The organism is Bacteroides caccae, assembly GCF_002222615.2.
Classification (GTDB): Bacteria; Bacteroidota; Bacteroidia; order Bacteroidales; family Bacteroidaceae; genus Bacteroides; species Bacteroides caccae.
In genome coordinates, this window is the sequence record NZ_CP022412.2 from 3,249,831 (window position 1) to 3,272,855 (window position 23,025).

Genomic DNA, 23,025 nt, shown 5'->3' on the forward strand with positions numbered 1-23,025 from the left:
AACTAAACAAATGTTTTTGTAAATTTGCACCCTTAAAAATGGGGATACCCCTCAAATTGTAAATTGTAAATAGTAAAATCGTAGATACAGCTATGGGTAAGAGATTTACTGAATATTCGCAGTTTGACCTTTCGCAGGTGAACAAAGATGTACTGAAGAAGTGGGACGAAAACAAAGTTTTCGCCAAGAGTATGACAGAACGTGATGGCTGTCCTTCGTTTGTATTTTTCGAAGGACCTCCCTCGGCTAATGGAATGCCGGGTATTCACCATGTAATGGCTCGTACCATTAAAGACATTTTCTGCCGTTACAAAACAATGAAAGGTTATCAGGTGAAGCGTAAAGCCGGTTGGGATACGCACGGACTGCCTGTGGAACTTAGTGTGGAAAAAGCATTAGGCATCACAAAAGAGGATATTGGTAAGAAAATCTCTGTGGCCGACTACAATGCAGCTTGTCGTAAAGACGTAATGAAATACACCAAAGAATGGGAAGATTTGACGCATCAAATGGGGTATTGGGTGGATATGAAACATCCATATATCACGTATGATAATCGTTATATCGAAACATTGTGGTGGTTGCTGAAGCAGTTGTACAAAAAAGGACTGTTATATAAAGGATATACTATCCAGCCATATTCTCCGGCTGCCGGAACAGGATTAAGTTCGCACGAATTGAATCAGCCGGGTTGTTATCGTGACGTAAAAGATACGACAGTGGTTGCTCAGTTTAAGATGAAGAATCCTAAACCGGAAATGACAGAGTGGGGAACTCCCTATTTTATAGCATGGACAACTACTCCTTGGACATTGCCTTCAAATACAGCACTTTGTGTAGGACCGAAAATTGATTATGTTGCTGTGCAATCCTATAACGCTTATACCGGAGAACCTATCACGGTTGTTTTGGCAAAGGCTTTGTTGAATGCTCTTTTCAACCCCAAAGCTGCTGACTTGAAATTGGAAGATTATAAGGCAGGAGATAAACTGGTTCCATTTAAAGTAATCGCCGAATACAAAGGTACTGACCTTATTGGCATGGAATATGAGCAACTGATTCCGTGGGTAAAACCGGTTGAAGTGTCAGAAGACGGTGATTGGAAGGCTAGTAATAAGGCATTCCGTGTAATTCCGGGCGACTATGTAACTACAGAAGATGGTACGGGAATTGTCCATATCGCACCGACATTTGGTGCAGACGACGCAAACGTGGCACGTGCTGCGGGAATACCGTCGCTTTTTATGATTAATAAGAGAGGCGAAACTCGTCCAATGGTAGACCTGACTGGTAAATTCTACCTGTTGAATGAACTGGACGAGAATTTTGTAAAAGAATGTGTGGATGTAGAAAAATACAAGGAATATCAAGGTGCATGGGTGAAAAACGCCTACAATCCTGTGTTTATGATAGACGGAAAATATGATGAGAAAGCTGCCCAAGCCGCCGAATCTCTGGATATTGTTCTGGCTATGATGATGAAAGCAAACAATCAGGCATTCAAAATAGAAAAGCATGTCCACAACTATCCGCACTGCTGGCGTACAGATAAGCCGGTACTTTATTATCCGTTGGATAGCTGGTTTATCCGTTCTACAGCTTGCAAAGAGCGTATGATGGAACTGAACAAGACTATCAACTGGAAACCGGAATCTACCGGAACGGGACGTTTTGGAAAATGGCTGGAAAATCTGAATGACTGGAACCTGAGCCGTTCACGTTATTGGGGTACTCCGCTACCTATCTGGCGTACGGAAGACGGTACAGGTGAATTGTGTATCGAGTCAGTAGAAGAATTATACAATGAAATAGAAAAATCGGTAGCTGCCGGATTTATGAAGTCCAATCCTTACAAAGATAGAGGTTTTGTACCCGGCGAATATACTGAAGAAAATTATGATAAGATTGACCTCCACCGTCCTTATGTAGATGATATTATATTAGTATCGAAAGACGGTCAGCCAATGAAACGTGAATCCGACTTGATCGACGTATGGTTCGACTCGGGTGCTATGCCTTATGCGCAGATTCATTACCCGTTCGAAAATAAAGAACTGTTGGATAGCCGTCAGGTATATCCGGCTGATTTTATCGCTGAAGGAGTAGACCAGACACGTGGTTGGTTCTTTACATTGCACGCTATTGCTACTATGGTATTTGATAGTGTATCCTATAAAGCGGTTATTTCTAATGGGCTGGTACTCGATAAGAATGGTAATAAAATGTCCAAACGCCTTAATAATGCTGTCGATCCGTTCACGACTATTGAAAAGTACGGTTCCGATCCGTTACGTTGGTACATGATTACCAATTCTTCTCCGTGGGATAATTTGAAGTTCGACGTAGAAGGAGTGGAAGAAGTTCGTCGTAAGTTCTTTGGTACTTTATATAATACTTACTCGTTCTTTGCACTTTATGCCAATGTAGACGGATTTGAGTATAAAGAAGCTGATGTGCCTATGGCAGAACGTCCGGAAATCGACCGTTGGATTTTGTCTGTACTGAATACGCTGATAAAAGAAGTAGATACTTGTTATAACGAATACGAACCGACTAAAGCAGGGCGTTTGATTTCCGACTTTGTCAACGATAATTTATCCAATTGGTATGTTCGCCTGAACCGTAAACGTTTCTGGGGAGGTGAATTTACACAAGATAAACTGTCTGCTTATCAGACATTATATACGTGTCTTGAAACGGTTGCTAAATTAATGGCCCCCATTTCTCCATTCTATGCAGATCGTCTGTATACGGATTTGATTACAGCAACAGGACGTGATAATGTAGTATCCGTACACTTGGCTGAATTCCCTAAATATCAGGAAGAAATGATAAATAAGGAATTGGAAACCCGTATGCAAATGGCACAGGACGTTACTTCTATGGTATTGGCATTACGTCGTAAAGTGAATATAAAAGTCCGTCAACCGCTACAATGTATCATGGTGCCGGTGCTGGACGAAGAGCAGAAAGCACATATCGAAGCTGTGAAAAGCCTGATAATGAACGAGGTGAATGTGAAAGAAATCAAGTTCGTAGACGGTGCGGCCGGTGTCTTGGTAAAGAAAGTGAAATGTGACTTTAAGAAACTGGGGCCGAAATTTGGAAAACAAATGAAAGCCGTAGCTGCTGCCGTTGCAGAAATGTCGCAGGAAGCAATCTCCGAACTGGAAAAGAATGGAAAATATACTTTGAACCTGAATGGAGAGGAAGCCGTTATCGAAGTCTCAGACGTGGAAATTATCAGTGAAGATATTCCGGGCTGGTTGGTTGCTAATGAAGGCAAGTTGACTGTGGCACTTGAAGTTACAGTTACCGAAGAGTTACGTCGTGAGGGTATTGCCCGTGAATTGGTAAATCGTATACAAAATATACGTAAATCAAGCGGTTTCGAGATTACAGATAAAATAAAAATAACAATCTCGAAAAATACACAAACAGATGATGCGGTAAATGAATATAATACTTATATTTGTAACCAGGTTTTAGGCACATCTCTTGAACTTGTTGATGAGGTGAAAGACGGTACAGAGCTTAGCTTTGACGATTTCTCACTGTTTGTGAATGTGATAAAAGACTAATACTATATTGATTAACCTTTTAAAATTGTAAGATTATGGCAGAAAAGACTAGATACTCAGATGCGGAACTTGAAGAATTCCGTGCCATTATTATGGAGAAACTGGAACTAGCACAACGTGACTATGAACAGTTGAAAAAGAGTTTGATGGGATTGGACGGTAATGATACTGATGATACATCTCCTACATATAAAGTGTTGGAAGAAGGAGCTAATACGCTTTCCAAAGAAGAAACAACCCGTTTGGCACAACGCCAACTGAAGTTTATTCAGGGATTGCAGGCAGCTTTAGTACGCATAGAGAATAAAACGTATGGCATTTGTCGCGAAACCGGAAAGCTGATTCCGGCAGAACGCCTGCGCGCTGTTCCTCATGCGACATTGAGCATTGAAGCTAAGAACAGTGGTAAAAAATAATAGATAGCTACACAAGCTACGGGTGACGAGCTACAAGTAGCTGCGCAATGTTGACGCACGGCACTTGTAGCTCGTTATGTTTAATTTATAATGAACGCATGAAGAAACTATTCACGAAGGGAACAATCGCTCTGATCGTTATCTTTTCCGTATTGATTATCGACCAGATCATTAAAATCTGGATTAAAACTCATATGTACTGGCACGAAAGCATACGTGTGACGGACTGGTTTTATATTTATTTCACCGAGAACAACGGAATGGCTTTCGGTATGGAGATTTTCGGGAAATTATTCCTGACTACTTTCCGTATTGTTGCAGTTGCATTAATCGGTTGGTATCTATATAAAATTGTAAAGAAAGGCTTCAAAACCGGATATATCGTTTGTGTGGCTCTGATTCTGACCGGTGCTTTAGGTAATATTATAGATAGTGTATTCTATGGAGTTATTTTCAATGAAAGCACTCATTCACAAATTGCGAGTTTCATGCCGGAGGGCGGAGGATATTCCACCTGGTTCTATGGTAAAGTAGTGGATATGTTTTATTTCCCGATTATAGATACAAACTGGCCTGCATGGCTGCCATTCGTAGGTGGAGAGCATTTTATATTTTTCAGCCCGATCTTTAATTTTGCAGATGCTGCCATTAGTTGTGGTATCATTGCTTTATTACTCTTTTATAGTAAATATCTGAATGAGTCATATCATTCATTGGATAAAGGCGATAAAAAGGAAGTTGAGAATCATGAAAAGTAAGCTTCGGTTTCATCTGTGTTTCATCTGCATGCTTGCGCTTGCGGTAGCGGGATGTAAAGTGAAAAGACCTAATGACGTAATCCCGGAATCGAAAATGGAGAGTTTGCTATATGATTATCATCTGGCAAAGTCCATGGGAGATAACCTGCCTTACAGTGAGAACTATAAAAAAGCGTTGTATATTGATGCTGTTTTTAAGAAGTATGGAACTACGCAGGCTGTATTCGACTCATCTATGGTTTGGTATACACGCAACACAGAAGTTTTATCGAAAATCTATGAGAAAGTAAAGAAACGCTTGAAAGACCAACAGGACGAAGTTAATCATTTAATAGCTTTGCGAGATAAGAAACCGAAAATGACAGAACCAGGTGATAGTCTTGATGTATGGCCTTGGTTGCGTATGATACGTTTGACCGGCGAGATGATGAATAACCGTTATTCGTTCGTATTGCCTACCGATACTAACTATAAAGACCGTGATACCTTGGTTTGGGAAGTGAATTATCGTTTTCTGGAGCCAATGCTTGCTGATTCTTTGAGAGCGGTAGCTATGGGTATGCAGGTTATCTACGAAAAAGATACGATAAATCATCTGAAGACTATAACCCGCCCGGGAGTTCAGCAAATACGTTTATATGCTGATACGCTGGAAGCTATGAAGGAAATTAGAGGTTTCATTTACTATCCGATGTTAGGCGAGCAGAAAGGGGGAACGCTATTAGCAGACCATTTCACTATGACTCGTTATCATTGCAAAGATACTCTCGCTTTTGCTGTTCGTGACTCCCTGAATAAGATAGAAGCTCTGAAAGCGGATTCTCTGAAAAAGATTTCGGAGGAAGAAGTGGTGGATTCCTTGCATAAAGTTGCCGAAGAACATAAAGAGGATGTCCAACGTTTGACGCCGGAAGAAATGAACCGTCGTCGTACAGGAACTCAACGTGAAAAGAAACCGGAACAGATCGAGGTGGAGCAACATATCCAGCAAGAGAGAATAGAACAAAGAAAGGAACGGCAAATGAATCAGCGCAGGCAACAACAGCAAAGACGTCAAACTCGTTAGTGATATGAAACGATTTGCATCTCATTATTTATTCATGCCTGATGTTGGTTTTATAAAACAGCAGGTAGTGGAAATAACCGATGAAGGAGTTGTTCGAGATACATTTCCACTAACGGAAGAAATAGAGTCGGTTGAATGGATGCCGGGAGTAATTGTTTTGCTTCCTGCTGACCAGCTTGAAGAAATAAAAAACACTGGGATGATTTTAAAAAATATCCCGGTGTTTCAAATTAATCCTTCCAATATTCTAAATCAATCTTCCCGGTGTTTTGAAGAGTCATTAAAAGAATTAAAAGAGAAGGGGGAAGTATTATTCCCTGTTTTATTTTATCCGTTTGATTTTATTTCCATGCAGCCTGTCGACGGAACTCGGCACAGATTACTGCGGTAGCTATGGCTACATTGAGTGACTCGGAGGTTTCTTTTCCTTGTGGATAATTGGGAATATAAAGTTTTCTATTTATTAAAGTTTCTACTTCTTTTCCTATTCCATTTCCTTCATTTCCCATTACGATCAAACCATTGGCGGTTAATGGCTGTTCATACATATTTTTCCCATTAAGGAAAGTTCCGAATACAGGTATATCTTCACCGAGTGAACGAATAAAATCAGGGAGAGAGGTATAATGTACTTTTACCCGCGCAATCCCCCCCATAGTGGCTTGTATGGTCTTGGGATTATAAACATCCACTGTGTTTTGCGAACAAATAATATGTTCAATGCCGAACCAATCAGCTAAACGAACAATAGTCCCCAAATTTCCGGGGTCCTGAACGTCGTCCAATGCCAGGCAAAGGGAATGGCGGGCAACCCCCGGGGTCAGAGTATATTGGGGCTGTTCAAAGACAGCAAGCACCTGCTGCGGAGTTTTCAGTAAACTGGCTCGTGAAAGATCTTCTTGAGAAACTTCTGCTATTTCATTTATACGAAGATCAGGATGTTCCTGAATCCAGGATGCGGTAGCTGCCAGAAAACAACAGGGGAAATGTCCGAGTAAATCGCCTACTAGTTTAGGACCTTCGGCTAGAAAAACTCGTTCTTCTTTACGTATTTTCTTTAGCTCAAGCGAATGAATATACTTTATTTTGTTTTTACTTAACGATACCATAAACTTTATTTTGTGACAAAGCTATAAAGATATTTCCAATCTATCCTTACTTTCCTCTCTTTTTCTTAATTTATTTTCCTCATCGGAAAATATAATTTATCTTTGTGAGCGCATTTTTTATGCTATCGATGTAAAACCGTATGAGGAAAAAATTTCTTTATTTGCTTGCTTCTGCCGCTATTTTGTCACTTGCTTCGTGCACATCCACAAAGTTTGTGCCGGAGGGTTCTTACCTGTTGGATGAAGTCAAGATTCGTACGGACCAGAAGAATATACGGCCTTCATCTTTACGAATGTATGTTCGTCAGAATCCTAATGCCAAATGGTTCAGCCTGATTAAAACACAGTTATATGTTTATAATCTTTCGGGACGTGATTCTACCAAATGGGGGAATAAATTTCTACGAAGGATAGGTGATGCTCCTGTGATATATAATGAAGAAGAAGCGCAACGTTCTGAAGAAGAAATCACAAAGGCTGTTCATAATATGGGATATATGGCAGCAACGGTAAAGCGTTCCACTAAAATAAAGAAGAAGAAAATAAAACTCTATTACGATGTAACAGCCGGAAAACCATACGTCGTTCAATCTATAAAATATGATATCAACGATCCTCAAATAGCTGCTCTTTTGAAACAAGATTCAGCAAAAAGTTTATTGAAGGAGAAGATGTATTTTGATGTAAACGTGTTGGATGCGGATAGGCAACGAATCACGGATAAATTACTCCGGAATGGTTACTATAAATTCAATAAGGATTATATAGGCTATACCGCAGATACGGTACGAAATACTTATAATGTAGATTTGACACAACACTTGCACCCATTTAAAACTCATGTCAGTGATTCGGCAAAGACACATCAACAATATTGGATTAACAAGATTAACTTTATTACGGATTATGATGTATTGCAGTCGTCGGCATTGAGCAGTGTGGAGATTAATGACTCTATTAATTATAAAGGGTATCCGATTTATTATAAAGATAAACTGTATTTGCGTCCTAAGGTGCTTACGGATAATCTTCGTTTTGCTCCCGGAGATTTGTATAATGAGCGCGATGTGCAGCAGACATATTCCAGTTTTGGACGCTTGCCGGCATTGAAATATACCAATATCCGTTTTGTGGAAACGCAGATTGGAGATTCGACAAAGCTTGACTGCTATGTGATGCTGACTAAAAGTAAGCATAAATCTATAGCTTTTGAGGTAGAAGGGACCAACTCTGCCGGTGACTTGGGAGCAGCAGCTTCTGTTTCTTTCCAAAATCGGAATCTTTTTCGCGGATCAGAAACCTTTATGATAAAGTTTCGTGGCGCTTATGAAGTGATCTCCGGACTTCAAGCAGGGTATGCAAATAATAACTATACAGAATTCGGAGTAGAGTCAAGTATTAATTTCCCTAATTTTTTATTCCCTTTTGTGTCTTCTGATTTTAAACGAAAAATTAGGGCAACTACTGAATTCGGCTTGCAATATAACTATCAGATGCGTCCTGAATTTCTGCGTACAATGGCTTCTGCTTCATGGAGTTATAAGTGGACGCAACGTCAAAAAATACAACATCGTATTGATTTGATTAATATTGCTTTCCTTTATTTGCCGCGAATTTCAGAAAGATTTAAAGAGGACTATATAAATAAAGGTCAAAATGATATTTTTCAATATAATTATCAAGACCGCCTGATAATAAATATGGGATATAGCTATAACTATAATAGTGTAGGAGGGGCTATTGTTAATAATACAATCGCTTCCAACTCGTATTCCATTCGTTTTAATTTCGAGTCTGCGGGAAATATAATGTATGCTTTGTCGAAGATGACTGGAATTAGGAAAAACGCTAATAATGAGTATGCCATTCTTGGAATACCTTATGCACAATATATCAAGGGAGAGTTTGACTTCTCTAAAAATATCAGGATTGACTATCGTAATTCATTTGCATTTCATGCCGGTATAGGTATAGCTGTTCCATACGGGAACGCAAAAACTATTCCGTTTGAGAAACAATATTTTTCGGGTGGAGCTAACAGTGTTCGCGGATGGAGTGTACGAGATCTAGGTCCGGGGTCTTTTGCCGGTAAGGGAAATTTGCTCGATCAATCCGGAGATATTAAATTGGATGCCAGTATCGAATATCGAAGTAAGTTGTTCTGGAAATTTCAGGGAGCTGTCTTTATTGATGCTGGTAATATCTGGACTGTTCGTGAATATGCCAATCAACCGGGTGGAGTTTTCAAGTTTAATAAGTTTTATAAGCAGATAGCAGTAGCTTACGGGTTAGGGCTTCGTCTTGACTTAGACTTCTTTATTCTTCGTTTTGATGGAGGTATGAAGGCTGTCAATCCAGCTTTTGAGACTAAAAAAGAGCATTTTCCTATTATTCATCCTAAATTTAGTCGTGATTTTGCTTTCCATTTTGCAGTGGGATATCCTTTCTAACCAACCATTTATTGCCTTCTTTTATTAGTTGGAGTGTATCTTGCAGAGAAGAAAACCGTTCCGCTTTTCCATTGATAGGATTGATAATAAATGCATTCTTTATTTGGCAGATTACTGTTGCCATTTCAGAGTCAGGAGTTATCTCACTCGAAGTAATGATAGAAGCTTTTGCCGCTCCTTGTGTTTTGAGTTGATCCAAATGATTTTGCTGAATATTAGATGCTAAAAAACTAAGATAGGATAGTGAAGACGGAGTACTCCATTCTTCGGCAACCGGATAATTGAAATTATAAAAAGATTCACAGAAATTGATAGCTATCTCCTCCAATTGAGTCTTGGGGTTCTGTTTTTGGCATGAAAAACAGGTGAATGTTATTAGTGAAAGGATTAATATATGTATCTTGTTCATAGCATAGAATAGTAATATAGTGGGGAATGATAATAAAAAAGAGATGAAACTCGTTTGAGAAAGTTTCATCTCTTACATATTTATTCTTTAATTATTAGCGAGCTGCAAACATAAGGTTGCTCATTGTAGCTTGGCGAGCTGCCATCATGCCTTGAGCATCCAAAGTTACATTCATTTTTTCGCCGTTCGGTAAGAACAAATCGGCAGTACCGTCGTTGTTCATCTTTATGAGTTCAGCACTTTCACCGTTTGCAACTACATTCCATGTATTAGCTTCTTTGTTATAAATCAAATCCATAGAAGCAGTTTCACCTTCTTTAGTAATGGAATATCCATTTTCAAGTGTCTTTACCATGTAATTGCCGTTCTCTCCTTTTACTTTCTTTACGTCACCTACGTTAGCCATCGGATTGGAACCACTCCAGAACTCGATAGAATTAATAACTAAAGCATCAGCCAGGTAGGACACTCCGTAAACCGGAACAATGTTGAAAGCTAGAAATACAAGTTCATTTACAAATTTGCTTCCAATAGATTGGTTCCAAGAAGATAAACGGTTGAATAAACCAAATGAACCTACACAAGAACTGAACAATAGGCTGCCACTAAGTAGCACTGCAACTAAAGTAAGTTTCTCTCTTTTCATGTCGAAATGTTTTTTAATTAATAAAAAAATGTTTATAATGCCTCTGTTATATGTATGCAAATATAATATTTTTTAATTAATCAAGGTTATTATTTTCAATATTTGTGTTACTTCGCTTTTCGCCGTTGCAGTTCGTTTCCTATTATGTGGTCTATTGAATATTTACCAGGACCGGCAATATACATAAGAATGAATACAACTAAATAAATGAAAGCTAGCTCCTTGACTGTAAATATATCATTCGCATGAATCACAAAGAAAGCTATCGCCATTGTGAAAATCATCGGAATCATTGCCAGCCGATATAAGAAGCCAATGATAAAAGCCATTGAACAGACAAGTTCGCCAAAAATAGCTAATCCGAGGGATAGGGGACTACCTATACCTAACGGGTCAGGAAATGCAGTTGACAGTTCCTGAAAGTTACTCCATTTTTGTATACCATGGTTCATTAATAATATTCCGAAGATTATCCGGACCGCCAATAGGAACAAAGATACTTTTGCTGTATTTGGCCTTGTAGGGAATAAAAAATTATAAATCATAAGTTGTTCTTTTTTTAAGTTCATCTCTATTTATATAAACATAAAATATCTTGATTTTGTTCTTTGCTCCAATTAGAATCAGAAAAAGACAAATCGGTAATAAAAGGATATGTCTATCGCTCTTATTACCGATTTGCCGAATTTAATATAATAGAAAGTTTTTATTTATTCTTTATTCAATATATAGTGATCGGCAAGTGCTCCTGTTATTTCCTGTTTGTCATCAGTTAATAAACGCACCCTGTTTTCTTCTACTTTATAATAAGATATTTCTCCGTTTTCTTCTTTTAGAGTTAACAAGTTACCTTTTAAAGTATATGTACCTTTATCGTCGAACGAACTATCTCTATCAATATATACGGAGTGAAGCGTATATGTCTTATCTGGATTTAATATTAAGGTTGTTTCAATGCCTGGACAGTCGGCCGCAGGGAAAACACCTTTGTATGTTCCTTCGTAATCAAGCGAAGTTTCCGCATTATGCATATCAACAACTTCGATTGTGGTACTGTCTGTATCTGTACCTTTGTTTGTTTTTGAACTATTTCCGCACGCCGCCAATAGGGTACACGAACATACCAGAATAAAAATTTTCTTCATGATTATTTTTTTTAATGATTAATCTAATTTAGTTTAATATTGTAAAGGTATGAATAATAATTCGAATATTGGCAATGAAAAGAAATGGACAACTTTATTTATGAATTAATAAACTTTGTATCTTTGCGAAAAAATATAAAGATATGACACAACATACTTATGACAATGAATCTGTTCAGGAATTGCTGAACTGGGCAAAGAAAATGCTTGAAACTAAAAATTATCCGACCGAGAAATATGAATTAAATAAGTGTACTACTATAATCAATGGTAAGACTTATTTGGAATCCTTAGTTGCAATGATCGGCAGAAATTGGGAGAATCCTACTTTTCATCCTACTATCGACCAATTATGGGAATTTAGAGAAAAGTGGGAAGGAAAAGAAGAGAATAAAAAACCGTAGCATCATAGCTACGGTGATTTATAAAAAAAGGAGAACTTGTAAAAGTTCTCCTTTTTCTGTTTTGTACACCCTCAGGGATTCGAACCCTGGACCCACTGATTAAGAGTCAGTTGCTCTACCAACTGAGCTAAGAGTGCAACATTAAATTTTTATTGCAACTTCGGAACTTGTACACCCTCAGGGATTCGAACCCTGGACCCACTGATTAAGAGTCAGTTGCTCTACCAACTGAGCTAAGAGTGCTTATTTCCTCGTTTGCGGTTGCAAAAGTAGGTCTTTTATTTTATTTGACCAAACAATAATGCAGCTTTTTTACTATCTTTTTTTCGTCTTTATTCGAATACATAAAGCTCGGAAGGCGTATTTCGCTTTAAAGCAAGCAGTTGCACATCTTTACCTACAATGACTCCTTTGTTCTTTAATTTCCATTCTACCGTTTTATAGGCTAACTCCGGATGATTATTATCTTTGCTTAAATGGCATAACCATATATATCGTAGATGTTCGGTGATATTTTCTGCCAAAAATTCGGCAGTATCAGAGTTGCTCATGTGCCCTGTCTTACTTGTAATTCGTTCTTTCAGATATTGAGGGTACGGTCCCATTTTAAGCATTTCCTCATCATAATTTGCTTCGAGAATCAGATAATTGGCTTTACTTATATAATGAGCAGCTGTAGGAGTAATCTCTCCAAGGTCGGTTAGAAAAGAGAATACCTTGCCGTCAATTTCAATACAGTAACCTACATTATCCGTTCCGTCATGAGGAACTTCAAAAGATTCTATGTGGAAATCTTCTAAAGTTATAGGCTCTTTTTTCTCCAAATAACGAACTGATGAACTAAGTTTTTCCGTCATACAATAACTACGGTTGATTCCGGCATGAATACGCGCCGTTGTATAAACAGGGATATTCAGTTTTTCTCCTAAATGACCTACAGCCTTGATGTGGTCAGCATGATCATGTGTTATAAATACAGCACGAATACTATCCATCAGGATATTAAAGTCTTTCAGTGTCTTTTTTATAGTACGGATACCAATGCCAGCATCTATTAGTATTCCATAGGTTTCAGTACCCAGATAATAACAGTTCCCACTACTGCCACTTGCCAGGCTTATAAATTTTACTTTCATGTTTTATCCTCTTTATTAAAAATGCAAAATGCCGTCAACTTTTACAGCAAAGTGACGGCAAATATACGCAAAAAAGAAGATATTTATCGAGAAGATTTCTTCTTTTTGTCGATGGATTCGGTGATTTTTGCAAATAATAGCAATGCTATGGCGGCAATCAATCCGATAGCGGCAAAGTAATACCATATATAGTGCGCATTTGCACTGGCTGCTTCCCATGCAGCATGCGTCTCAAATAAGGTAGGGTCCGGACAATATTTAGTCAATAGAATACCTGCCAGACCAAAGCCGAAGATTGAGGAAAGAAAAGAATGCAAATGGCTAAAGCCTAAATACATCCCTTCTTCTCCTTTGGGTGCCTGCAAGGAAAAATATTCAAGATAACGAGGTGAAATAAAACATTCGGCAAGTGCCTGTACAATAATTCCGGCAACCATCATCAAAGTAATATTGCTCATGCCAGAGATAATATCGTTACCTAATAAATTACCGCAAGCCATCAATAAAGCAGAAAAAGGAATTAAGAACATTCCTACATTCATTGAAGTAATTGCACTCCGTTTCGCCATTAGACGTGTTATGAAACTAACAAAACACACTACCACAAAAGGGTTCACATTAGCAATCCACCCTGGCTTCGCCGTCTCACCAGCCATACGGATTACGTATTTAGGCATAGTGGCATAAAGTTGTTGCTGTACCATCCAAAATCCGGTGACAATCAGTATGAGAATCAATAAACGCCAGTTGGTGATAATTTTCATAAATCCCCGGCTGATTTCACGGAGACTTTTTCCTTCACCTGCTGTATGTGTAGATTTATAAAGAAGTATAACGGCAAGCAAAGCAATAATTGTCATAGCACCGGAGAAATAATTGATATAGATATAAGCTTGCTCACCGATCACATTGCGTAAAGGATCAATAATTGTTTTACCAGTGAAGGCACCTATATTAACCATCATATAAAAAATTGAATAACCGCGAGCGCGTGTTGCCTCTGTCGTTTCTTTAGCTACGGAAGCGGAAATAATAGACTTTATAAAAGAACCTCCGACCATAAGTATAAATAAGACAGGAACAATAATCCACCGGGTATAGCTATCTGGCAAACCGTTAAACTGCGTAGTAGCACCATAGTTGACTAATCCTGCCGTCTCCAGTAACGTAGGTAAGACGCCCAATCCTAAATATCCGATAGACAATAAGGAGAATGCTATAATCATTGATTTCCGGAAACCGATCTTATCAGCATAAGCACCAGAAAAAATAGGAAGCAAATACAATCCTCCGGAAAAAAGTCCAGAGATCATACTTGCTTCAAAATCATTAAAACCTAAAATTGTGGATAGATAAATAGTGAGAACGATGAAAACGGCATAATATGCCATCCGTTCAAACAGTTCGACTGTGTTACTGACCCAAAATGCTCTGGTAAAGCCTTTGGCAGCACGCTGAGGGGAATTGTTCATGTAGTTATGTTTTTAGTTAAAATGTTAATTCAGCGCAAAGATACGTTTTTTTGGCAGACTGTCCGTATCTTTGTGTAAAATTAGGTATTTAAACAATTATGGTTATAGCTGTTGATTTTGACGGGACGATTGTAGAACATCGTTATCCACGTATTGGCGAGGAGATTCCATTCGCTATTGATACACTAAAGTTGTTGCAACAAGAAAAACACCGTTTGATATTGTGGAGTGTACGGGAAGGAGCGCTTTTGGACGAAGCAGTTGAATGGTGTAAAGCCAGAGGGTTGGAATTTTACGCAATTAATAAGGATTATCCTGAAGAACAAAAAGATCATCAGGGTTTTTCCCGGAAATTGAAAGCTGATTTGTTTATCGATGACCGGAATCTTGGCGGCTTACCGGATTGGGGAGTTATCTACGAAATGGTTAAGGAAAAAAAAACATTTGCCGATATATATAGCCAAAACGAAGAAGATACAGCACCACTGAAGAAAAAGAAAAGATGGTTTTCTTTTTAATCGGTGAAGAAATTGTACGTAACTCAATAAAAAATCCCTCTGTTTGGATTTTGATTCAAACAGAGGGATTTTTTATTGAGTTACTATCTGTTAGAACTTAAAGAAGTTCTTTGCATTATTATAGCTGATATCTTCAATCATTTGATTTACACGCTCTATTTCAGAAGCCGGGATTTCACCATTTTCCACATCACGTCCCACCAAGTTACATAATGTGCGGCGGAAATATTCATGACGCGGATAGGAAAGGAATGAACGAGAATCAGTCAGCATACCTACGAAGCGGCTCAAAAGACCAAGTACAGACAATGCATTCATTTGTTTTTCCATACCGTCTTTTTGATCCAAGAACCACCAGCCGGAACCGAATTGGATTTTGCCGGGAATGGAACCATCCTGGAAGTTACCCAACATAGTAGCAATTACTTCGTTAGCACATGGATTCAAGTTGTAAAGGATTGTTTTTGTTAGTTTACCATTGCTATTCAAACGGTCGAGGAATTTAGCCATAGCTTTTGCCGTTGTAAATTCGCCAATTGAATCAAAACCAGTGTCAGGACCTAACAGCTTGAACATTTTGGTATTGTTGTTGCGGATAGCACCATAGTGGAACTGTTGGGTCCAACCTTTTTCCCAATCCATTTCACCGAAAATCACAAGCATTGCTGACTTGAATTTCAAAATCTCTTCTTTAGTCAACTCAATGCCACCATATACCTTATTAAATATAGTTTTAATTTCTACATCAGTATAATCTTCTGCATAAAATTCTTCGATACCATGGTCGGACAAGCGGCATCCTTGTTCTTCAAAGAAATCGTGACGTTTTCGTAAAGCAACAACCATGTCGTCAAAGCTGGAGATAGTAACACCGCTAACCTCTGATAATTTTTCTACATAGGCACGGAAGTCGGCAGGAACTTCTACTGCCATTGCTTTGTCCGGACGCCAAGTTGGTAACATTTTGATTTCAAATCCGCTTTCACGCGTTTTGATATGATATTCCAGCGAATCAATCGGATCATCAGTAGTACATACGGTTTCTACATGGTAACGACGCATCATTCCACGAGCTGAATACTCAGGTTGGGCAAGTTTCTCGTTACATTCATCATAAATTTCACGTGCAGTTTTTGGATTCAATATCTTATTAATGCCGAAAGCTGTTTTCAACTCCAAATGAGTCCAGTGGTATAGTGGATTACGGAACGTATAAGGCACTGTTTCCGCCCATTTTTCGAACTTTTCCCAATCTGTGGCTTTTCCCGTACAGAAGCGTTCGTCTACACCATTAGTACGCATTGCACGCCATTTGTAATGGTCACCGCCCAGCCATATTTCAGTCAGTGATTTAAACTTGTAGTCGTCGGCTACCATTTGGGGGATTAAGTGACAGTGATAGTCGATAATCGGCATTTTAGCCGCATGCTCGTGATACAACTTTTGTGCAGTTTCTGTCTGCAGCAAGAAGTTTTCATCCATGAAGTTCTTCATTATTACTGTGTTTTAAGTATATAAAATTATTACTTTCTACATTTATACCTATATAGTATTGATTTTAAAGCTAATAGGCGTAAATATCGTTTTAGTTTTATTAACCGTTATCGAACACAAAAATAGAAAATTTACTTGGAGTAACAAAATAATTCGTATATTTGCAGCGATTATTTATAATATTTAAGTTTTAGCACTATGGAGGACCAGAACTATACTATAAAAGACATAGCCCGTATGGCCGGTGTTTCTGCCGGAACAGTTGATCGGGTATTGCATAATCGAGGTGACGTGTCTTCAAAAAGTAAAGCTAAAGTACAAAAGGTATTGGATGAGATTCATTATCAGCCCAATGTGTTTGCTATCGGACTGGCGGCTAAAAAGAAATATACTTTTATTTGTCTGATCCCATATTATATAGAACATGACTACTGGCATTCGGTAGTGGGCGGTATAGAACGTGCACGGCAAGAGTTACGCCCTTTTAACGTGAGTGTGAACTACCTTTGTTATCATCATGGAGACAAGAAGAGCTATCAGGAGGCTTGTCACACTATTAGAGACAGCAGCGTAGATGCTGTGTTGATCGCTCCGAATTTCCGGGAAGAAACAATAGAATTAACATCTTATTTACAGGAAAATAAGATAGCCTACGCATTTGTCGATTTCAATATGGAAGAAGCGAATGCATTAACATATATTGGGCAGGACTCATATAAAAGCGGATACATTGCTGCTAAGATATTGATGCGTAATTATTCATTGGGAGAAGGGCAGGAGTTAGTGCTATTTTTAAGCAATAATAAAAATAACCCTGCCGAAATACAGATGCAACGCCGTTTGAAAGGTTTTATGAGTTATATAACGGAAGAATATGATAACTTGACAATTCATGAAGTAGTGCTCAATAAGTCCAATCAGGAAAATAACCAGCAGACGTTGGACGAGTTCTTTCAAGCACACCCGAAAGCTGTGCTCGGAATCGTCTTTAATTCCAGAGTCTATCAACTGGGGGAATACCTTCGCCACGCAGAACATAGCATGAAGGGATTGATAGGATATGACCTTCTGAAAGCAAATGTAGACCTTTTGAAATCAGGTGATGTACATTATTTGATAGGGCAACGTCCCGGATTACAAGGATATTGCGGGGTGAAAGCCTTGTGTGACCATGTAGTATTTAAGAAGAGTGTCGATTCCGTAAAGTATATGCCTATTGATATATTGATTAAGGAAAATATTGATTTTTATTTTGAATTTGTATAATATCAACTTTATAAATTACAACTAACATGAAAGCATTAAACAAAGGAACTGCTCCTAAGACACAACGTCCGGAGCGTATTATCCAATTTGGAGAAGGTAACTTTTTACGCGCATTTGTAGATTGGATTATTTATAACATGAACCAGAAAACAGACTTTAATAGTAGTGTAGTAGTGGTTCAACCGATTGATAAAGGTATGGTCGATATGTTAAACGCACAGGATGATCTTTACCATGTCAATCTTCAAGGATTAGATAAAGGAGAAACTGTTAATAGCCTGACAATGATTGACGTAATCAGCCGTGCATTAAATCCATATACTCAAAATGACGAATTCATGAAGTTGGCAGAGCAACCGGAAATGCGTTTCGTTATTTCGAATACTACGGAAGCTGGAATAGCTTTTGATCCAACTTGCAAACTTGAAGATGCACCTGCTGCTTCTTATCCGGGCAAACTGACCCAGTTACTGTATCACCGTTTTAAAACATTTAATGGTGACAAGTCAAAAGGATTGATTATCTTCCCCTGCGAACTTATTTTTCTGAATGGACATAAACTGAAAGAGACTATTTATCAGTATATTGAATTATGGAACTTGGGTGGTGAATTTAAAACATGGTTTGAAGAAGCCTGTGGCGTATATGCTACATTGGTAGACCGTATCGTTCCCGGATTCCCGCGTAAGGATATCGATACTATTAAAGAAAAAATACAGTATGATGACAACCTCGTTGTACAGGCTGAAATTTTCCATTTGTGGGTAATCGAAGCTCCACAGAAAGTTGCAAAAGAATTCCCGGCGGATAAGGCAGGTTTGAATGTATTATTCGTTCCGTCAGAAGCTCCTTATCACGAACGCAAGGTTACTTTGTTAAACGGCCCTCATACAGTTCTTTCTCCAGTTGCTTATTTATCCGGCGTAAACATCGTTCGCGATGCTTGCCAACATGAAGTAATTGGTAAATATATCCATAAGGTGATGTTTGACGAGTTGATGGAAACATTGAATCTGCCGAAGGATGAATTAGAAAAATTTGCTACTGATGTATTGGAGCGTTTCAATAACCCATTTGTAGATCATGCAGTAACAAGCATTATGCTGAACTCATTCCCGAAATATGAGACTCGTGACCTGCCAGGTCTGAAAACATATCTGGGACGTAAAGGTAAGCTTCCAAAAGGATTGGTACTTGGTTTAGCCGCTATCATTACTTACTATAAAGGTGGTGTACGTACAGATGGCGCTGAAATTGTTCCGAATGATGCTCCCGAAATTATGAATCTACTGAAAGAACTTTGGGCAACAGGCTGTACAAAGAAGGTAACAGAAGGTGTATTAGGTGCCGAATTTATTTGGGGAGAAGACCTGAATAAAATTCCGGGGTTGGCAGAAGCCGTGAAAGCGAATTTAGATTCAATCCTAGAAAAAGGTATGCTTGAAACTGTGAAGGATATTCTTTTATAAAAGGATTATATAAAGTCAGCCCCACTATTCTTTCAGAATAGTGGGGCTGACTTTATACTGTCGTCTTGAAATGCAATTCCTTATTCTTCGGCTGTGTGGAGAATGAATGTAGTAGCACCAATTGTCACAATAGCACCATCTTCAATCCGTATCCGGTCTTTGTCTCCCAAAATTTCATTCATGAGAAATGTTCCAGTAAGGCTCGGAGCGTCCCGCAGTGTATAAATGAGCTTTCCTTGCTTGTTACGCTTTATGTTGATAATACAGTGACGGCGATCCATGCTCATATCTCCGCTTTCGATAGGGGTATTAATGACAGTTCCTACACAACGACGCCCTATCACATTATCACCTTCCTGCAATGGTAATATTTGCTTAAAGCCGAATACATTTTCGATCACTGTGATATATCCGAATTCTTCTTTGTGTACTTCGGCTTCTTCTTCCAGATTTTCTTCTTTTCTAAGAGCTTTTACTTTACTTTTCCCCAACCGGATACTAAATTGCTTGCCGCAATGCTCACACTCAAATACGAGCGATTGGCCTTCGCTATACTTAGTTTCATCAAAATAAAGGTAATTCTCACATTTAGGACAAAGAACTCGTTTCATGTTTTTAAAAGGGGGATTTTATTTTGCCAGTAACCAGGCATTCTTATAAGTTTCGTTTTTTCTCAACTCTAGCAATTGCTTGGTTGCTTCTTCGCGATTATCAAATGAGCGTATGCTGACACGTACCTTGCCTGCCGTATTGAGGGCTTTGGCTTCTGCAAATCCTTTTTCCTTTAATTGATTTGCCATAGCTTCTGCATCTTTCATGCTGATTCCGCCTGCTACAATAATATGGAAAGGATGATTGAAATTTGCTTGTGATTTAGCAGCGACAGGAGCAGGAACTGTTTCTTGCTTGTTGACTTTTACTTCTTTAACCGCAATAGGCCTTGAGGTTTTAGCTTTATCTACTGTAATTTTGGGAACAGATGTCTTTTGCACCTGTTGTTGTGTACCCCTACTCTTTACAGAAACAGGAGTTACTACAACCGATTGTTTCTCTATTTGCTCAAAAAGTTCACCAGGCAATAATTGCGCATAGTTGTTTTTCTGAATATCTGTATTTTCTACCCGGTTTGAGAAAGCAAAAAACAGTATGACAGCAGCAATCATAGCTACTGCATTACGGAGATATACACGATTGATACTTATCTCATAAGTTTTCTTCTCTCTAGTCAGATTGGCTGGTATCAAGACCTTCTCTTTTTGTTGCAAAGTAGCAAGTTCGTGTATCTCAAAAGAATCCAAACCATATAATGAAGGAGTCGTTATCTTACAATCATAAGGTATAAACTCATAATTTCCATAAATATTATAATGAATCTCACCAACATTTTCCAAATGGGCTTTCCCTTCTTCGTGGAGAATCTCGATAAATGCACTTACTTCTTTTTCTACGATGCGAGTTGCATCAGCAAAACTGGTATCGTATGCTGACATATAAGATTGTACCAATACTCCATCATTCAATTTTAATTGAGGATTAAAACCAATCGTACGGGTAGGGGGTAAAAAAAGATTTTCTTCTTTTACATGAGTTGCGGGAGCATAGTGTGCAACAAATCCACCAAATCCCGGAACGATGACGCAGTCGTTCTCCAATAGTAAAGCCTCTATATGTTGTGCCAATTCAATCATGTGTGCAAAATTAAGAGATAAATTGAATATATCCCAGAAAACTACGAAAAATTCACTACTTTTGCATCGTTTTATTTAGCACTATTAACAATGAACTATATACAGACGGAAATAGACGGAGTATGGCTGATAGAGCCTAAAGTATTCTTCGACGAAAGGGGATATTTTATGGAAGCCTTTAAGAAAGAAGAGTTTGAATCTCATATTGGTCCTGTAAACTTTGTGCAGGATAATGAATCGAAATCATCTTTTGGGGTTTTACGTGGATTGCATTATCAAAAGGGTGAATATAGCCAGGCTAAATTGGTCCGTGTCATCAAAGGGGAAGTTTTAGATGTTGCAGTCGATTTACGTAAATCGTCACCTACATTCGGACAGTATGTAAGTGTACTGCTTAGTGAAGAAAACAAGAGACAGTTTTTTATTCCCCGTGGCTTTGCCCATGGTTTTGCCGTATTGAGCGAGGAAGCTATTTTCACATATAAAGTAGATAATAAATATGCTCCTCAAGCAGAAGCTTCTATTCTATTCAATGACAAAACATTGGGAATAGATTGGCCACTGTCGGAAACACAAATGTTATTATCCTCTAAAGACAGAGAAGGGACTGCCTTTAAGGACGCCGTATATTTTGAATAAACGACTAACAAACAATAGATAAGTATGAAAATTGCAATTGTGGGAACAGGATATGTCGGCTTAGTGTCGGGTACATGTTTCGCTGAAATCGGTGTAGACGTAACATGCGTTGATACAAATAGTGAGAAAATAGAATCTTTGCAGAAGGGGATTATTCCAATTTATGAAAACGGATTGGAAGAAATGGTACTTCGTAACATGAAAGCAAAAAGGTTGAAGTTTACTACATCACTCGAAAGTTGTCTGGATGATGTGGAAGTTATATTCAGTGCTGTTGGTACACCTCCGGACGAGGACGGAAGTGCTGACCTGAAATACGTACTGGAAGTTGCCCGTACCATTGGCCGCAATATGAAACAATATAAATTGGTAGTAACAAAGAGTACTGTTCCAGTAGGAACTGCCCCAAAAGTCCGCGCTGTTATCCAGGAAGAATTGGATAAGAGAGGAGTTAAAATAGATTTCGATGTTGCTTCTAATCCGGAGTTCCTAAAAGAAGGAAATGCAATCAGTGACTTCATGAGTCCGGACCGTGTAGTGGTCGGAGTGGAGTCAGCCCGTGCAGAGAAGTTGATGTCTAAATTGTATAAGCCATTTTTATTAAATAATTTCCGTGTGATTTTCATGGATATTCCTTCTGCGGAAATGACTAAATATGCAGCGAATTCAATGCTTGCAACCCGTATCAGTTTTATGAATGACATCGCAAACCTGTGTGAGCTGGTTGGCGCAGACGTAAATATGGTACGTAGCGGAATTGGTTCCGATACTCGTATTGGGCGTAAGTTCTTATATCCGGGCATCGGATATGGTGGTTCATGTTTTCCTAAAGATGTAAAAGCTTTGATTAAAACGGCGGAACTAAACGGATATCCGATGCAGGTACTTCGTGCCGTGGAAGAAGTAAATGAACTTCAGAAAAGTGTGCTGTTTGATAAATTAGTAAAACAATTTAATGACAACTTAAAGGATAAGACCATTGCTTTATGGGGATTGGCTTTTAAACCGGAAACGGATGATATGCGCGAAGCCCCGGCATTGGTATTGATTGATAAGCTGCTGAAAGCCGGTTGTCAGATACGTGCATACGACCCTGCTGCCATGCAAGAATGTAAACGTCGGATTGGAGATTCAGTTTATTATGCTTGCGATATGTATGATGCAGTACTTGACGCTGATGCTTTGATGTTGGTGACTGAATGGAAAGAGTTCCGTTTGCCTTCATGGGCGGTTATCAGAAAAACAATGGCACAACAGATTGTGTTGGACGGTCGTAATATATATGATAAAAAAGAAATGGAAGAACTTGGATTCGTTTACTCATGTATTGGTAAATAAGATAATAAGAGTATCTTTACT

The 23,025-nt window shown here is 38.5% G+C and carries 22 protein-coding genes and 2 tRNA genes; 12 read left to right on the forward strand and 12 right to left on the reverse strand.

Annotation, left to right across the window (positions count from 1 at the left end):
• Positions 1-92: 92 nt before the first annotated feature.
• The 5 genes from ileS to CGC64_RS13345 all read left to right on the forward strand — a co-directional run bounded on the left by ileS (position 93) and on the right by CGC64_RS13345 (position 6,212).
• Complete coding sequence (ileS, locus tag CGC64_RS13325) at positions 93-3,581, forward strand: isoleucine--tRNA ligase (RefSeq protein ID WP_005675914.1); 3,489 nt, start codon at positions 93-95, stop codon at positions 3,579-3,581.
• A 35-nt stretch (positions 3,582-3,616) separates the two neighbouring features.
• A complete protein-coding gene (locus tag CGC64_RS13330) occupies positions 3,617-3,997 on the forward strand; it encodes a TraR/DksA family transcriptional regulator (protein WP_004295883.1) in 381 nt (126 codons plus the stop codon).
• A 98-nt stretch (positions 3,998-4,095) separates the two neighbouring features.
• Positions 4,096-4,755, forward strand: coding sequence for a lipoprotein signal peptidase (locus tag CGC64_RS13335; RefSeq protein WP_005675908.1), 660 nt, complete (start codon positions 4,096-4,098; stop codon positions 4,753-4,755).
• Complete coding sequence (locus CGC64_RS13340; protein WP_005675907.1) at positions 4,745-5,821, forward strand: DUF4296 domain-containing protein; 1,077 nt, start codon at positions 4,745-4,747, stop codon at positions 5,819-5,821. The genes CGC64_RS13335 and CGC64_RS13340 overlap by 11 nt, the downstream gene beginning before the upstream one ends.
• Before the next feature lie 4 nt (positions 5,822-5,825).
• Positions 5,826-6,212, forward strand: coding sequence for a hypothetical protein (locus tag CGC64_RS13345; protein WP_005681028.1), 387 nt, complete (start codon positions 5,826-5,828; stop codon positions 6,210-6,212).
• Here the strand turns inward: CGC64_RS13345 and CGC64_RS13350 are convergent.
• Positions 6,163-6,930, reverse strand: a complete 768-nt coding sequence (locus tag CGC64_RS13350) for a TrmH family RNA methyltransferase (RefSeq protein WP_005675906.1) — start codon at positions 6,928-6,930, stop codon at positions 6,163-6,165. The two genes, CGC64_RS13345 and CGC64_RS13350, sit on opposite strands and share 50 nt — an antisense overlap.
• Before the next feature lie 140 nt (positions 6,931-7,070).
• Here CGC64_RS13350 and tamL point away from each other — a divergent pair, with 140 nt between their 5' ends.
• A complete protein-coding gene (gene tamL, locus CGC64_RS13355) occupies positions 7,071-9,380 on the forward strand; it encodes a translocation and assembly module lipoprotein TamL (RefSeq protein ID WP_005675905.1) in 2,310 nt (769 codons plus the stop codon).
• On the opposite strand, the gene CGC64_RS13360 is transcribed toward tamL, so the two are convergent.
• The 4 genes from CGC64_RS13360 to CGC64_RS13375 all read right to left on the reverse strand — a co-directional run bounded on the left by CGC64_RS13360 (position 9,334) and on the right by CGC64_RS13375 (position 11,580).
• Positions 9,334-9,789, reverse strand: coding sequence for a nuclear transport factor 2 family protein (locus CGC64_RS13360; protein ID WP_032838116.1), 456 nt, complete (start codon positions 9,787-9,789; stop codon positions 9,334-9,336). The genes tamL and CGC64_RS13360 overlap by 47 nt on opposite strands.
• A gap of 94 nt (positions 9,790-9,883) precedes the next feature.
• Positions 9,884-10,435 (reverse strand): DUF3332 domain-containing protein, encoded by a 552-nt coding sequence (locus CGC64_RS13365; RefSeq protein ID WP_005675902.1) that lies wholly within the window; start codon positions 10,433-10,435, stop codon positions 9,884-9,886.
• 107 nt (positions 10,436-10,542) lie between these two features.
• Positions 10,543-10,980, reverse strand: a complete 438-nt coding sequence (locus tag CGC64_RS13370; RefSeq protein ID WP_005681029.1) for a DoxX family protein — start codon at positions 10,978-10,980, stop codon at positions 10,543-10,545.
• A gap of 165 nt (positions 10,981-11,145) precedes the next feature.
• The gene (locus CGC64_RS13375) at positions 11,146-11,580 is read right to left on the reverse strand and encodes a copper resistance protein NlpE (RefSeq protein ID WP_005675900.1); all 435 of its coding nucleotides are present in this window, start codon (positions 11,578-11,580) and stop codon (positions 11,146-11,148) included.
• A gap of 143 nt (positions 11,581-11,723) precedes the next feature.
• On the opposite strand from CGC64_RS13375, the gene CGC64_RS13380 reads away from it, so the two are divergent.
• The gene (locus tag CGC64_RS13380) at positions 11,724-11,984 is read left to right on the forward strand and encodes a DUF6965 family protein (protein ID WP_005675899.1); all 261 of its coding nucleotides are present in this window, start codon (positions 11,724-11,726) and stop codon (positions 11,982-11,984) included.
• A gap of 64 nt (positions 11,985-12,048) precedes the next feature.
• On the opposite strand, the gene CGC64_RS13385 is transcribed toward CGC64_RS13380, so the two are convergent.
• The 4 genes from CGC64_RS13385 to CGC64_RS13400 form a co-directional block, all read right to left on the reverse strand.
• A tRNA-Lys gene (locus CGC64_RS13385) sits at positions 12,049-12,121 on the reverse strand.
• 33 nt (positions 12,122-12,154) lie between these two features.
• Positions 12,155-12,227 (reverse strand) — tRNA-Lys (locus tag CGC64_RS13390).
• An 89-nt stretch (positions 12,228-12,316) separates the two neighbouring features.
• Positions 12,317-13,120, reverse strand: a complete 804-nt coding sequence (locus CGC64_RS13395) for an MBL fold metallo-hydrolase (RefSeq protein ID WP_005675898.1) — start codon at positions 13,118-13,120, stop codon at positions 12,317-12,319.
• A gap of 83 nt (positions 13,121-13,203) precedes the next feature.
• Positions 13,204-14,592: a peptide MFS transporter gene (locus tag CGC64_RS13400; protein WP_005675897.1), complete on the reverse strand. Its 1,389-nt coding sequence runs from the start codon at positions 14,590-14,592 to the stop codon at positions 13,204-13,206.
• 98 nt (positions 14,593-14,690) lie between these two features.
• Between CGC64_RS13400 and CGC64_RS13405 the strand changes: the two genes are divergently transcribed.
• A complete protein-coding gene (locus CGC64_RS13405) occupies positions 14,691-15,110 on the forward strand; it encodes a BT0820 family HAD-type phosphatase (protein ID WP_005675895.1) in 420 nt (139 codons plus the stop codon).
• Positions 15,111-15,200: 90 nt separating this feature from the next.
• On the opposite strand, the gene uxaC is transcribed toward CGC64_RS13405, so the two are convergent.
• Complete coding sequence (gene uxaC / locus CGC64_RS13410) at positions 15,201-16,604, reverse strand: glucuronate isomerase (RefSeq protein WP_005675894.1); 1,404 nt, start codon at positions 16,602-16,604, stop codon at positions 15,201-15,203.
• 198 nt (positions 16,605-16,802) lie between these two features.
• Here uxaC and CGC64_RS13415 point away from each other — a divergent pair, with 198 nt between their 5' ends.
• Both CGC64_RS13415 and CGC64_RS13420 read left to right on the forward strand, forming a co-directional pair.
• Positions 16,803-17,870, forward strand: a complete 1,068-nt coding sequence (locus CGC64_RS13415) for a LacI family DNA-binding transcriptional regulator (protein WP_005675893.1) — start codon at positions 16,803-16,805, stop codon at positions 17,868-17,870.
• A gap of 26 nt (positions 17,871-17,896) precedes the next feature.
• Positions 17,897-19,339: a tagaturonate reductase gene (locus CGC64_RS13420; RefSeq protein ID WP_005675892.1), complete on the forward strand. Its 1,443-nt coding sequence runs from the start codon at positions 17,897-17,899 to the stop codon at positions 19,337-19,339.
• An 80-nt stretch (positions 19,340-19,419) separates the two neighbouring features.
• Here the strand turns inward: CGC64_RS13420 and CGC64_RS13425 are convergent, their stop codons facing one another.
• Together CGC64_RS13425 and CGC64_RS13430 are read right to left on the reverse strand one after the other, a co-directional pair.
• A complete protein-coding gene (locus CGC64_RS13425) occupies positions 19,420-19,950 on the reverse strand; it encodes an FHA domain-containing protein (RefSeq protein ID WP_005675891.1) in 531 nt (176 codons plus the stop codon).
• A gap of 18 nt (positions 19,951-19,968) precedes the next feature.
• Positions 19,969-21,027: an HU domain-containing protein gene (locus tag CGC64_RS13430; protein ID WP_005675890.1), complete on the reverse strand. Its 1,059-nt coding sequence runs from the start codon at positions 21,025-21,027 to the stop codon at positions 19,969-19,971.
• Between the two features lie 90 nt (positions 21,028-21,117).
• On the opposite strand from CGC64_RS13430, the gene rfbC reads away from it, so the two are divergent.
• Positions 21,118-21,666: a dTDP-4-dehydrorhamnose 3,5-epimerase gene (gene rfbC / locus CGC64_RS13435; RefSeq protein ID WP_005675888.1), complete on the forward strand. Its 549-nt coding sequence runs from the start codon at positions 21,118-21,120 to the stop codon at positions 21,664-21,666.
• A gap of 24 nt (positions 21,667-21,690) precedes the next feature.
• On the forward strand, positions 21,691-23,004 hold the full coding sequence (locus CGC64_RS13440; RefSeq protein WP_005675886.1) for a UDP-glucose dehydrogenase family protein: 1,314 nt from the start codon (positions 21,691-21,693) through the stop codon (positions 23,002-23,004).
• Positions 23,005-23,025: the final 21 nt, after the last annotated feature.

What these genes read in the sequence shown, in the direction of transcription:
- ileS (WP_005675914.1), top strand. Translation starts at nt 93, where the DNA reads ATGGGTAAGAGATTTACTGAATATTCGCAGTTTGACCTTTCGCAGGTG.
- CGC64_RS13330 (WP_004295883.1), top strand. Translation starts at nt 3,617, where the DNA reads ATGGCAGAAAAGACTAGATACTCAGATGCGGAACTTGAAGAATTCCGT.
- CGC64_RS13335 (WP_005675908.1), top strand. Translation starts at nt 4,096, where the DNA reads ATGAAGAAACTATTCACGAAGGGAACAATCGCTCTGATCGTTATCTTT.
- CGC64_RS13340 (WP_005675907.1), top strand. Translation starts at nt 4,745, where the DNA reads ATGAAAAGTAAGCTTCGGTTTCATCTGTGTTTCATCTGCATGCTTGCG.
- CGC64_RS13345 (WP_005681028.1), top strand. Translation starts at nt 5,826, where the DNA reads ATGAAACGATTTGCATCTCATTATTTATTCATGCCTGATGTTGGTTTT.
- CGC64_RS13350 (WP_005675906.1), bottom strand. Translation starts at nt 6,930, where the DNA reads ATGGTATCGTTAAGTAAAAACAAAATAAAGTATATTCATTCGCTTGAG.
- tamL (WP_005675905.1), top strand. Translation starts at nt 7,071, where the DNA reads ATGAGGAAAAAATTTCTTTATTTGCTTGCTTCTGCCGCTATTTTGTCA.
- CGC64_RS13360 (WP_032838116.1), bottom strand. Translation starts at nt 9,789, where the DNA reads ATGAACAAGATACATATATTAATCCTTTCACTAATAACATTCACCTGT.
- CGC64_RS13365 (WP_005675902.1), bottom strand. Translation starts at nt 10,435, where the DNA reads ATGAAAAGAGAGAAACTTACTTTAGTTGCAGTGCTACTTAGTGGCAGC.
- CGC64_RS13370 (WP_005681029.1), bottom strand. Translation starts at nt 10,980, where the DNA reads ATGATTTATAATTTTTTATTCCCTACAAGGCCAAATACAGCAAAAGTA.
- CGC64_RS13375 (WP_005675900.1), bottom strand. Translation starts at nt 11,580, where the DNA reads ATGAAGAAAATTTTTATTCTGGTATGTTCGTGTACCCTATTGGCGGCG.
- CGC64_RS13380 (WP_005675899.1), top strand. Translation starts at nt 11,724, where the DNA reads ATGACACAACATACTTATGACAATGAATCTGTTCAGGAATTGCTGAAC.
- CGC64_RS13395 (WP_005675898.1), bottom strand. Translation starts at nt 13,120, where the DNA reads ATGAAAGTAAAATTTATAAGCCTGGCAAGTGGCAGTAGTGGGAACTGT.
- CGC64_RS13400 (WP_005675897.1), bottom strand. Translation starts at nt 14,592, where the DNA reads ATGAACAATTCCCCTCAGCGTGCTGCCAAAGGCTTTACCAGAGCATTT.
- CGC64_RS13405 (WP_005675895.1), top strand. Translation starts at nt 14,691, where the DNA reads ATGGTTATAGCTGTTGATTTTGACGGGACGATTGTAGAACATCGTTAT.
- uxaC (WP_005675894.1), bottom strand. Translation starts at nt 16,604, where the DNA reads ATGAAGAACTTCATGGATGAAAACTTCTTGCTGCAGACAGAAACTGCA.
- CGC64_RS13415 (WP_005675893.1), top strand. Translation starts at nt 16,803, where the DNA reads ATGGAGGACCAGAACTATACTATAAAAGACATAGCCCGTATGGCCGGT.
- CGC64_RS13420 (WP_005675892.1), top strand. Translation starts at nt 17,897, where the DNA reads ATGAAAGCATTAAACAAAGGAACTGCTCCTAAGACACAACGTCCGGAG.
- CGC64_RS13425 (WP_005675891.1), bottom strand. Translation starts at nt 19,950, where the DNA reads ATGAAACGAGTTCTTTGTCCTAAATGTGAGAATTACCTTTATTTTGAT.
- CGC64_RS13430 (WP_005675890.1), bottom strand. Translation starts at nt 21,027, where the DNA reads ATGATTGAATTGGCACAACATATAGAGGCTTTACTATTGGAGAACGAC.
- rfbC (WP_005675888.1), top strand. Translation starts at nt 21,118, where the DNA reads ATGAACTATATACAGACGGAAATAGACGGAGTATGGCTGATAGAGCCT.
- CGC64_RS13440 (WP_005675886.1), top strand. Translation starts at nt 21,691, where the DNA reads ATGAAAATTGCAATTGTGGGAACAGGATATGTCGGCTTAGTGTCGGGT.